The organism is Pseudomonadota bacterium, assembly GCA_023229365.1.
GTDB lineage: Bacteria > Myxococcota_A > Polyangia > JAAYKL01 > JAAYKL01 > JALNZK01.
Genome location: JALNZK010000164.1, coordinates 1 through 9585, shown reverse-complemented (window position 1 = coordinate 9585; position 9585 = coordinate 1). Strand labels below are relative to the sequence as shown.

Annotated in this window: 9 protein-coding genes; 5 read left to right on the top strand and 4 right to left on the bottom strand. The window is 68.5% G+C overall.

Annotation, left to right across the window (positions count from 1 at the left end; translation table 11 throughout):
* Positions 1-162: 162 nt before the first annotated feature.
* Together M0R80_29215 and M0R80_29210 are read right to left on the bottom strand one after the other, a co-directional pair.
* Positions 163-1140, bottom strand: coding sequence for a hypothetical protein (locus M0R80_29215; GenBank protein MCK9463719.1), 978 nt, complete (start codon positions 1138-1140; stop codon positions 163-165).
* A gap of 31 nt (positions 1141-1171) precedes the next feature.
* Positions 1172-2233, bottom strand: a complete 1062-nt coding sequence (locus tag M0R80_29210) for a hypothetical protein (protein ID MCK9463718.1) — start codon at positions 2231-2233, stop codon at positions 1172-1174.
* Positions 2234-2352: 119 nt separating this feature from the next.
* Here M0R80_29210 and M0R80_29205 point away from each other — a divergent pair, with 119 nt between their 5' ends.
* From M0R80_29205 to M0R80_29190, 4 genes are all read left to right on the top strand, one after another.
* On the top strand, positions 2353-3795 hold the full coding sequence (locus tag M0R80_29205) for a glycine--tRNA ligase (GenBank protein MCK9463717.1): 1443 nt from the start codon (positions 2353-2355) through the stop codon (positions 3793-3795).
* 34 nt (positions 3796-3829) lie between these two features.
* Positions 3830-5161, top strand: coding sequence for a hypothetical protein (locus tag M0R80_29200; GenBank protein ID MCK9463716.1), 1332 nt, complete (start codon positions 3830-3832; stop codon positions 5159-5161).
* Positions 5162-5230: 69 nt separating this feature from the next.
* The gene (locus tag M0R80_29195; GenBank protein MCK9463715.1) at positions 5231-5470 is read left to right on the top strand and encodes a hypothetical protein; all 240 of its coding nucleotides are present in this window, start codon (positions 5231-5233) and stop codon (positions 5468-5470) included.
* Entirely contained in the window at positions 5467-5913 is a 447-nt protein-coding gene (locus M0R80_29190; protein MCK9463714.1) for a PIN domain-containing protein, read from the top strand. Before M0R80_29195 ends, M0R80_29190 begins: the two co-directional genes overlap by 4 nt.
* A 21-nt stretch (positions 5914-5934) precedes the next feature.
* Here M0R80_29190 and M0R80_29185 read toward each other — a convergent pair whose 3' ends face one another.
* Both M0R80_29185 and M0R80_29180 read right to left on the bottom strand, forming a co-directional pair.
* On the bottom strand, positions 5935-6714 hold the full coding sequence (locus tag M0R80_29185) for a hypothetical protein (protein ID MCK9463713.1): 780 nt from the start codon (positions 6712-6714) through the stop codon (positions 5935-5937).
* A 14-nt stretch (positions 6715-6728) separates the two neighbouring features.
* Positions 6729-7535: a hypothetical protein gene (locus M0R80_29180; GenBank protein ID MCK9463712.1), complete on the bottom strand. Its 807-nt coding sequence runs from the start codon at positions 7533-7535 to the stop codon at positions 6729-6731.
* A 149-nt stretch (positions 7536-7684) separates the two neighbouring features.
* Between M0R80_29180 and M0R80_29175 the strand changes: the two genes are divergently transcribed.
* Positions 7685-9585: hypothetical protein (locus M0R80_29175; GenBank protein ID MCK9463711.1), on the top strand; the 1901-nt coding region annotated here is incomplete at its 3' end.

The window sequence follows — 9585 nt, the reverse complement described above, 5'->3', positions numbered from 1 at the left end:
TCGGACGACACGATCGAGGCGTGCGTGTGCGCCTTCGACTCCTACTGCTGCGAGACCGCGTGGGACGGCGTCTGCGTCGAAGAGGTCGACTCGGCAGGCTGCGGAACGTGCTCCTGAGCCTTCCCGCGTGAAGGCGGGCCGAGGGGATCCGCCGCCGCGCGCCTACCTCTCCGTCCGGAGCACGACGAGCACGAGCGCTCCGACGTCCGCGAACGCGACGGCGACCTTGTAAGCGCCCACCGCGGCGACGGCCGCGCGATCGCCGGGCTGCGTCTCGGCCGCGAGCGGCTCTTCGGCCACGAGCTTCCCGTCGGCGTCGAGCACGCGCAGCTTCAGGCAGCTCCGGCCGAGCTCCTCCGCCCTCAGGGTGGCCACCACCGCCTTTCCTCCGCTCGGCAGCTGCGCCGCGGGCTCCTCCTCGAAGGGCCCCCCGGGGCCCCCGCCGGGCGTTATCGTCCCGAGCGCGCCGATGGTGTCGATCTCCGCGGTCGCACCGCCCGCGCCCGAGAGGACGAACCTCCCGGCCTCGGTGAACTCCAGCCGCTCGAACGCGTACGGCGCGAGCTTGGGCAGGAACCTGTCGGCCTTCCCGGCGTCCATGCCGCTCGTCGCGTCGAAGAAGTCCCGCCAGAGTGTCTTCCCGTCGGCGCCCAGCTTGGTCAGCCAGCCGTAGGAGCGCGACTCGCGCGTGAGCTCGGTGCGCCCGAGCACCGCGAACCCGCCGTCGGACGTCTCCGCGATCGCCAGGGCGGCGAGCCGTCCCGCGGGGTGGACCAGCGTGATCTCCCACGCGACCGTGCCCTCGGAGTCGAGCCGCACGACGACGACGGAGCGCGGGGGGGAGAGGCTCACGGACGAGCCCTCCCGCTCGCCGGCGACGAGGAACCCGCCGTCGAGGAGCGCCGCGAGGTGCGGGCTGCGCCCCAGGCTCGTGAGCGGCTTTTCGATGACGCGCGGCAGCCGCGAGCTCGCGCCGCACGCGCGCTCGAACGCCTCGGCCGGCGTCTCTTCGGCGCCCGCGCCGACGGCGGGCGTCGATGCCGCCGACTCCGGCGCGGCGGGCGGTGCCGCGGACGAGCATGCCGCGAGAGAATCGAGGACGAGGAGGGCGCCCATCGTGACGACGGCATTTCTTATCATGCCCGGATGTTCGCATCCGCACAGGTCAGCGTCAACGGTGCGCGGGCTGGGCGGGCCGCAGGATCACGACCTGGCCGTCGAACGCGCCGTCGCCGAGCCGCGTCAGGTGGAGCGGGTCCGGGCCGGCGTGGAGGACGAGATCCGCGGCGCTCAGGAGCCCGTCTCCGTCGTCGTCGCTCGCGAGCGCGCCGACGTGGACGAACTTCTTGAACCCCTCGTACTTGACCGCGATGAAGTCGCCGGGCGCGATCTCCCCGCCCCAGCGCAGCGCCTCCGACGGCGCGCCGTCCGCGACCTCGAGCTCGGCGATCCTCCGGAGCTTCTGGGTCAGCTGCTGCACGTTGTAGTTCGTGGCGAGCGGCCGCTTGCGCCACTCGGCGTGGGCGGCCATCAGGATGTCCGCGCAGTCGGCGCCGATGTGACGCGCCGCCTGGTAGGTGGTGGAGCCGAACAGCCCCGCGACGTTGTAGAACCCCTCGAGCGCGCCTTTGTAGCTCGAGTCCCCGCGTACGGCGACGCGCGTGACCGCCGCCGCGATGCCGCGGTCCGTGACGTCGGCCGCACCCCGCGTGCGTGCCTTCCTCCCGTCGAACGCGACGTCCGCCGCGAACCAGAACGTGCCGACGTCGGCGTGGTAGAAGCCGCTGGCGTTCGGGAGCGCGTCGATCGCCTCGCGGATCGGAGGTCCCGCGAACGGCTCGATCTCCGCGCGGTCCCGGAGGCCGACGAGCTCGATCTGGACGTAGCCGATCGCGTCCATCCCGGTCCAGGTGTAGGCGTTCGGCTCCCACGGCGGCGCCGCGTTCGCGTAGTTGCGCGAGAGATCGGGCAGGACGAGGTACCACCGGATCGCCGCGCCATCCTTGGCGTCGACCGCGAGGGCGAGCCGCTGGCCGCTCGTGATCGCGACCGCCTTCTTCGCGAGGAGCCGGCCGCCGTCGATCCGGGTCCGGATCGCGAGGGAAGGGCGGATCGCCTTCCAGGCCGAGAGCTCGTCGGCGCCGAGCGGACGCGCTCCTTGCTGCTCCGCGGCCGAGACCGTCGCGACGAGGCAGGACGTGAGCGCGACGAGGAGTGCGAAAGGACGCGTCATGTCGCTTTGACGCGACGGGGGCCGCGGCTATTCCGGCCGGGGGCGGGGCGGGACGCTCTCTGGACGTTTTGGGTGCCGTCGAGTAGATTCCGCGGACGCATTTCCAAGGAGCACACGACATGAGCGATGACAAGAAGAGGCGCGGCACCGAGGAGCTTCCCGTGATGCAGAAGGTGGTGAGCCTGTGCAAGCGGCGCGGGTTCGTCTTCCAGTCGTCGGAGATCTACGGCGGCCTGAAGTCCTGCTACGACTACGGCCCGCTCGGCGTGGAGCTCAAGCGCAACGTGATGGCGGAGTGGTGGCGCTCGATGGTCCACGAGCGCGAGGACGTCGTCGGGATCGACGCGTCGATCATCATGTCGCCGCGCGTTTGGCAGGCGTCCGGGCACGTGAGCGGCTTCAGCGATCCGCTCGTCGACTGCAAGCTGTGCAAGGAGCGGTTCCGCGCGGACAAGGCGCCGGTCGTCGAGATTGGGAGCGAGGTCACCTACCGCAAGGAGGGCAAGACCATCAAGGGGATCGCCGACCGCAAGTACGTCTGCCCGGCGTGCGGCTCGCCCGAGCTGAGCGAGGAGCGCCAGTTCAACCTGATGTTCAAGACGAACCTCGGGCCGCTCGAGTCCGAGGACTCGACGGTCTACCTGCGCCCCGAGACCGCGCAGGCGATGTTCGTCAACTTCCTCAACGTGCAGCAGACGTACCGGCTGCAGCTGCCGTTCGGGATCGCCCAGCAGGGCAAGTCGTTCCGCAACGAGATCACGGTCGAGCACTTCATCTTCCGCTCGTGCGAGTTCGAGCAGATGGAGATGGAGTTCTTCTGCGCGCCCGAGGATTCGGACAAGTGGCTCGACTACTGGAAGGACGAGCGGTTCGACTGGTACGTGCGGCTCGGCTGCAAGAAGGAGAACCTGCGGCTGCGCGCCCACGAGAAGGACGAGCTCGCCCACTACGCGCGCGGCTGCTACGACGTGGAGTACCAGTACCCGTGGGGCTGGGACGAGCTCGAGGGGATCGCGAACCGCACCGACTACGACCTGCGCAAGCACCAGGAGGCGTCGGGCAAGAAGCTCACCTTCTTCGATCCGAACCGGCCGAACCCCGAGACCGGCAAGCAGGGGATGCACTTCCTGCCGTACGTCATCGAGCCCGCGGCGGGGGCCACGCGCTCGGTGCTCATGTTCCTCGTCGACGCGTACGACGAGGAGCCGCCGTCGGAGGGCCGCGCCGAGGGCCGCGTCGTGCTGCGCCTGCACCCCAGGCTCGCGCCCATCAAGGCCGCGGTGCTGCCGCTCGTCAAGAAGGACGAGTGGCTCACGGGCAAGGCGCGCGAGATCGTCAAGGAGTTCTGGCGCGGGTCGGTGAACTCCTTCTACGACGAGAAGGACGCGATCGGGAGGCGCTACGCCCGCCAGGACGAGGCCGGCACGCCGTTCTGCATCACGGTGGACGGCCAGACGCGGGAGGACGACACGGTCACGCTGCGCACCCGCGACGACATGCGCCAGGAGCGGATCAAGGTCGCCGACGCGGTCGAGCTCGTGCAGCGGAAAATTCGGGAGTAGCCAAGCCGGCGCCATTCGTGCGATCTTTTTTTTCATGGAAAACAGAACAGTTGTTCTCGGAAGCCTGCTGGCGCTGGCGCTCGCCGCGTGGGGCTGCGGCGACGGCGACGGCTCGGGCGACGCGGGCGCGGATACGGACGCGGACTCGGACACGGACTCCGATTCCGATACCGACGCGGATACGGACACGGACGCCGATTCCGACGCCGACGGCGGGGCGGCGTGCCCGGCGGGCGATCTCGGCGCGGAGCTCGGGTGGGATCACCTCGCGCTCGGCGGCTCGATGGAGGACGACTCGTTCACGGCGGCGCCGTTCGACCTCCGCTACCGCTACCTGGCAGGAGACGTGCCCGAGGGCGGCCCGTGCGCGAGCTGCGCCGAGGGCTGCGAGGTCAACGGCTCGTCGTGCGAGAACGCGGTCGGCTGCGAGTGGTGGGGCTGCTGGCAGTACGACCTGGACCCGCCTGGTCGGTACGTGGCCGACTTCGTCACGGCGGTTGCCGCCGCGGGCGCTGTGCCGATGATCACGTACTACATCTGGTTCTCCGTGGCCGGTTACGTCGAGGGCGATCCGGAGATCGCCGAGCTCCAGGACGGCGCCAAGGTGCGCGACCTGCTCGCGGACTTCCGGTTCCTGATGCAGGTAATCGACGAGAGCCCGGATGTCCGCACGATCGTCCACGTGGAACCGGACCTCTGGGGCTACGGGCAGCACGTCGACGCGGACCCGACCGCGATCCCGGCCGACCTCTCGGTTGCGGACGCGCCGGAGTGCGACGAGCTGGGCGACGACCTCGCGGGCTTCGCGCGCTGCATGCTGGCGATCGCGCGGGAGGAGGCGCCCTCGGCGCTGGTGGGCTTCCACGCGTCGGCGTGGGCGGCCGGCTGGGACGCCTTCTCCAACACCGACCCGGGGTTCGACGTCGAGGCCGACGCGCAGGCGACCGCCGAGTTCCTCGCGGCGATCGGCGCGGCCGACGCGGATCTCGTCGTGGTGGAGCAGGGCGACCGCGACGCGGCGTTCGACGGCGCCTGGTGGGACGACACCAACGCGGCGCTGCCCGACTTCGAGCAGGCGATCGCCTGGGTGCGGGCGCTGGGCGAGGCGCTCGAGCTCGCGCCGCTGTGGTGGCAGGTGCCGTACGGTCACATGGGGCTCCCGAACGAGTGCGACGAGTACGAGGACAACCGGGTCGACTACTTCTTCGACCACCCGGACGAATTCGCGGCCGCGGGCTCGCTCGGAATCGCGTTCGGCGCCGGCGCGACGTGCATGACCACCGCCGAGACCGACGGCGGCCACTTCCTCACGCGGGCGGCGGAGTACTTCGAAGGGGATCCTCCCGCACTGTGCGAAGGGTACTGAGGGCTTCGTCCGCGGCCTTGCCTTCTCTCGTTCCAAGCGTTAGCATATTGATGCATAGAGAGAGGTGCCATGATGCAACGAACCACGCTTTCATTGGAGGACGACGTTGCGCGGAAGCTCAGGCGGCGCGCTGCGGACGAGCGCAAGAGCCTCGCCCACACGGTCAACGACCTCTTGCGGCTCGCGCTCAAGGAGAAGACCGCGGACAAGATCGAGCGGCGCGCCAAGCTCAAGGTGTACGACGTCGGCGAGGTGCTCGTTGACGTCAATGATCGCGACGCGCTCGACGCCGCGATGGGCGAACCGTGAGGTTCCTCGTCGACACGAACGTCCTGCTCGCGGCGACGATCCGGCAGCTTCCGGCGCACGCCGAATGCCGCGCCTTTGCCGAGAGGCTTCTCGGCTCGTCGTCACCGTGGTGCTTGAGCTGGGTCAACATTTACGAGTTCCTCCGCGTCGCAACGCACCCGCGGGTCTTTTCGAGGCCCCTCAAGTGGGGGGAGGCCGTCGCCGCGATCTCGCCCTACCTCACGCAACCGCGCCTGGAGATCATCGCGGAGACACAGGATCATCTCTCGGTGCTCGAGCGGACCGCGGCCGAGGCCGGGAGCGTCGCGGGCAATTTCGTCCACGACTGCCACCTCGCGGCTTTGATGCGCGAGCACGACGTGCGCCGCGTCGTCACGTTCGACACGCACTTCAGGAGGTTCGAGCACCTCGAGGTCGTGCGTCCGAAAGACGTATTGCAGTAGTTGGGACGCGGTTCGATCCGCTCAGAAGTTCCCGAACTTCACCTCGTACGCGATCCCGAGCAGGAGCCGCAGGTCCATGGTGCTCGACGCGATGGCGGTCGTCACCGCGTCGTCGCCGGTCCCCTCGAAGCTCATGCGATCCAGGTACTCCTTCGGCTGTCCGACGTTGTACGCGTACCGGATGTCGAGCGAGATGGCGAGGCGCCAGACCTTGAACGCGAGCCCCACGCCGATGCACAGGAACGTGTCGGTCTGCTCCTTCGCGCGGAAGTGCGCGCGCACCCGATCCAGGTCGGCGTCATCGACGTACTGCGCGCCGTCCGTGACCTCGATGTCGGTGCTCGCCTTGGTGCCGACCACGAACTCCGGGCCGATCCCGAGCGAGCCGCGCATGAGGTCGTTCTCGACGCTCCCCTCGAGGAGCAGCGGGATGCGCACGGTGTTGAAGCGGGTGATCCAGTCGGTCTTCACGAGGTTGTTGAACTCGATGTTGCTCCAGTTCTTGTTCGCCTCGAACAGCACGTCGAGCTCGAGCCCGAGGTGGCCCCACAGCGCGCGGAATTCGACGTACAGCCCGCCGCCACCGCCCACGCCGCCCGCGCCGTCGTCGTACAGGATCGCACCCGTGGGCACGTCGTCCGGCGGGGTCAGGTAGTTGCCGCCCACGCCGCCCTTGGCACCCGCGTCGAGCCCGAAGAACGGCTTCTCGGACGCCGGGGGCGCCGCGCCTTCGGCCCGCGCCGGGAGGGCCGCCGCGAGGATCGCCGCCGCCACGAGGGTCGTCGACATGATTTTCTTCATGAGCGGATTGTAGATCACCAGGCGTCGAAAGCCCATCCGAACCGCAGCGTGCCGGTGGGGAAGACCTTCACTTTTTTCGTAATCCTGTTGGCGCCGTCCTCGACCGCGTCGCTCAGGAACTTCTGTGTCTGGCTCAAGGTCGCCTGCGCCTCCTCGAAGCCGGCGAGCTGGTCGATCGTCGTGCCGCCGAGCGTCACCTCGGCGCCCGGAGAGAGGAAGACGTTCAGCCCGCCCGCGATCTCCAGGAACGCGCCGTTCTTCCACAGGATGCGCCAGCCCCCGTGGAGGCCGATCATCGGCACCCAGACCTCGGCCTTGGCCTTCACCTCGATCAGCTCGCCGTAGTCATCCGAAGTCACGGTGCCGACCGTCTTCACGCGGAGCCGCCACGCCTCGCCGGACAGCTCTGTGAAGAACGCCTTCCGGAAGGGGAACCATCGCCCGAAGAGGCGGAACGACACGAGCTGCGTCTCGACGCTCCCCTTGAGCGTGATCCCCTGCATCCGCGCCGAGGCGCTGAGATCGTCCGTCTTCATCAGGACGCTGAGCGCCTTGTCGAGCGGGAAGCCGCCGACGCCGACCCCGAAGGCGAGCAGGCGCCGGAGCTGCCTGCCCGACGTGAGGTAGGTGACGTCGAGGTGGAAGAACTCGAGCACGCCGGCGCCGACGTCCGCGCTCAGATCGAACCCGTCCCGCGCGTCTGTCGTGGGCTGGGCCGCCGGTTGCGCGGCGGGTTGTGGCGCGACTTGGGCGGAGACACCCGCAGCAGCGGCCAAGAGGATCGCCGTCAGGGCGCCCGTGATGAGAATCTTCTCGAGCATCGGGAAACCGATGAGATGGTAGCGCGCGACGAGGCGGCGCGCAGTCGATTTCTCATTTTCGTTCTTTAATGTAAAACCCCCATTGAAGACATCAATAATGGTGTAATATTTTGTTCCAGCTGCGTGTGTCGCGTGAAAGGAGATCCGCCATGAGAAATTCGGTTTTGTGGGTGATGTGCTCCTTGATGAGCCTGGGGTTCTTCGGCTGCGGCGACGACAAGAAATACGCGAATCCGGACGGCGGGGACACGGACACCGACACCGACACGGACAGCGATTCCGATATTGATTCGGACACCGACACGGACACCGACACGGATGCCGATACGGATATCGACACGGATACCGACACGGACACCGATACCGACACGGACACGGATACCGACACGGACACCGACACGGATACCGACACTGATACGGATACCGACACGGATACGGACACGGACACCGACACCGATACGGATACAGACACGGACACAGATACAGACACGGATACGGACACGGACACCGACACGGACACGGACACGGACACCGACACGGACACCGACACGGACACGGACACCGATACGGACACGGACGCGGATGCCGGCCCCGTCGACGAGTGCCCGGAAGATCCGGAAAAGACCGAGCCGGGTGTCTGCGGTTGCGGCGTGCCGGATGTCGATCTCGATGTCGACAGCGTGATGGATTGTTTGGACACCTGTATCGACGTCGACGAGGACGGCTACGGCGTCGGGGCCGGCTGCACGGGCGGGGACTGCGACGACGACGCCGCGACCTGCGCGACCGACTGCACGACTGATATCGACGACGATGCCGTCGCCGACTGCGAGGACTCCTGCATCGACGTCGACGGGGACGGCTACGGCCTCGGGACCGCCTGCACGGGAGAGGACTGCGACGACGCGATCGACACCTGCACCACCGACTGCACAACGGACATCGACCTCGATTTCGTCGACGATTGCGCCGACCCTTGTGTCGACTTCGACACCGACGGCTACGGCGTCGGGGACGGCTGCGCGGGCGCGGACTGCGACGACGATTCCGTGACCTGCGCGACCGACTGCGCGACCGACGTCGACGAGGACACGGTTGCCGATTGCGAGGACACCTGCATCGACGTCGACGCGGACGGCTACGGCGCCGGGACCACCTGCACGGGAGCGGACTGCAACGACGACGTTGCGACCTGTACGACCGATTGCGTGGCCGACATCGACGATGATGGCGTTGCCGATTGCGCGGACACATGCCTGGACTGGGACGGCGACCTCTACGGCTCGGCGGGCGGGGCGGGCGACACGTGCCTCGGCCCGGACTGCAACGACGCCGCCGCGACCTGCAACGTCGACTGTTCGGTGGACCTCGATTCCGATTCCATCGACGACTGCACGGATCCCTGTGTCGACGTGGACGACGACGGGTACGGGGTCGGGGACGGCTGCACGGGCGCGGATTGCGACGACGACGACGAGCTGATCAACCCCGCGGCGACCGAACTCGCCGGCGACGGCGTGGATCAGAACTGCGACGGCGCGGAGACGTGCTGGCTCGATTCCGACGACGACGGGTACCGCCCGGACGGCACGTCGACAGTGGCGTCGGCCGACACGGACTGCGCCGACTTCGGCGAGGCGGTGTCGACGGATCCCATCACGGACTGCGACGATGACGATGCCGCCATCAACCCCGTCGCGGTCGAGCTCACCGGCGACGGCGTGGATCAGAACTGCGACGGCGCGGAGACGTGCTGGCTCGATTCCGACGACGACGGGTACCGCCCGGACGGCACGTCGACCGTGGCGTCGGCCGACGCGGACTGCGCCGACTTCGGCGAGGCGGTGTCGACGGATCCCGTCACGGACTGCGACGACGACGATGCCGCCATCAACCCCGTGGCGACCGAGCTCCCGGCGGACGGCGTGGACCAGAACTGCGATTCTGCCGAGCTGTGCTACCTCGACGGGGACGACGACGGGTTCCGCCCGGACGCGACGGCGACCGTGCTGTCGGACGACCTGGACTGCGCGGACTTCGGCGAGGCGAT

Coding starts and splice junctions, on each gene's coding strand:
- M0R80_29185 (MCK9463713.1), bottom strand. CDS start 6,714: ATGAAGAAAATCATGTCGACGACCCTCGTGGCGGCGGCGATCCTCGCG.
- M0R80_29195 (MCK9463715.1), top strand. CDS start 5,231: ATGATGCAACGAACCACGCTTTCATTGGAGGACGACGTTGCGCGGAAG.
- M0R80_29200 (MCK9463716.1), top strand. CDS start 3,830: ATGGAAAACAGAACAGTTGTTCTCGGAAGCCTGCTGGCGCTGGCGCTC.
- M0R80_29215 (MCK9463719.1), bottom strand. CDS start 1,140: ATGATAAGAAATGCCGTCGTCACGATGGGCGCCCTCCTCGTCCTCGAT.
- M0R80_29210 (MCK9463718.1), bottom strand. CDS start 2,233: ATGACGCGTCCTTTCGCACTCCTCGTCGCGCTCACGTCCTGCCTCGTC.
- M0R80_29205 (MCK9463717.1), top strand. CDS start 2,353: ATGAGCGATGACAAGAAGAGGCGCGGCACCGAGGAGCTTCCCGTGATG.
- M0R80_29180 (MCK9463712.1), bottom strand. CDS start 7,535: ATGCTCGAGAAGATTCTCATCACGGGCGCCCTGACGGCGATCCTCTTG.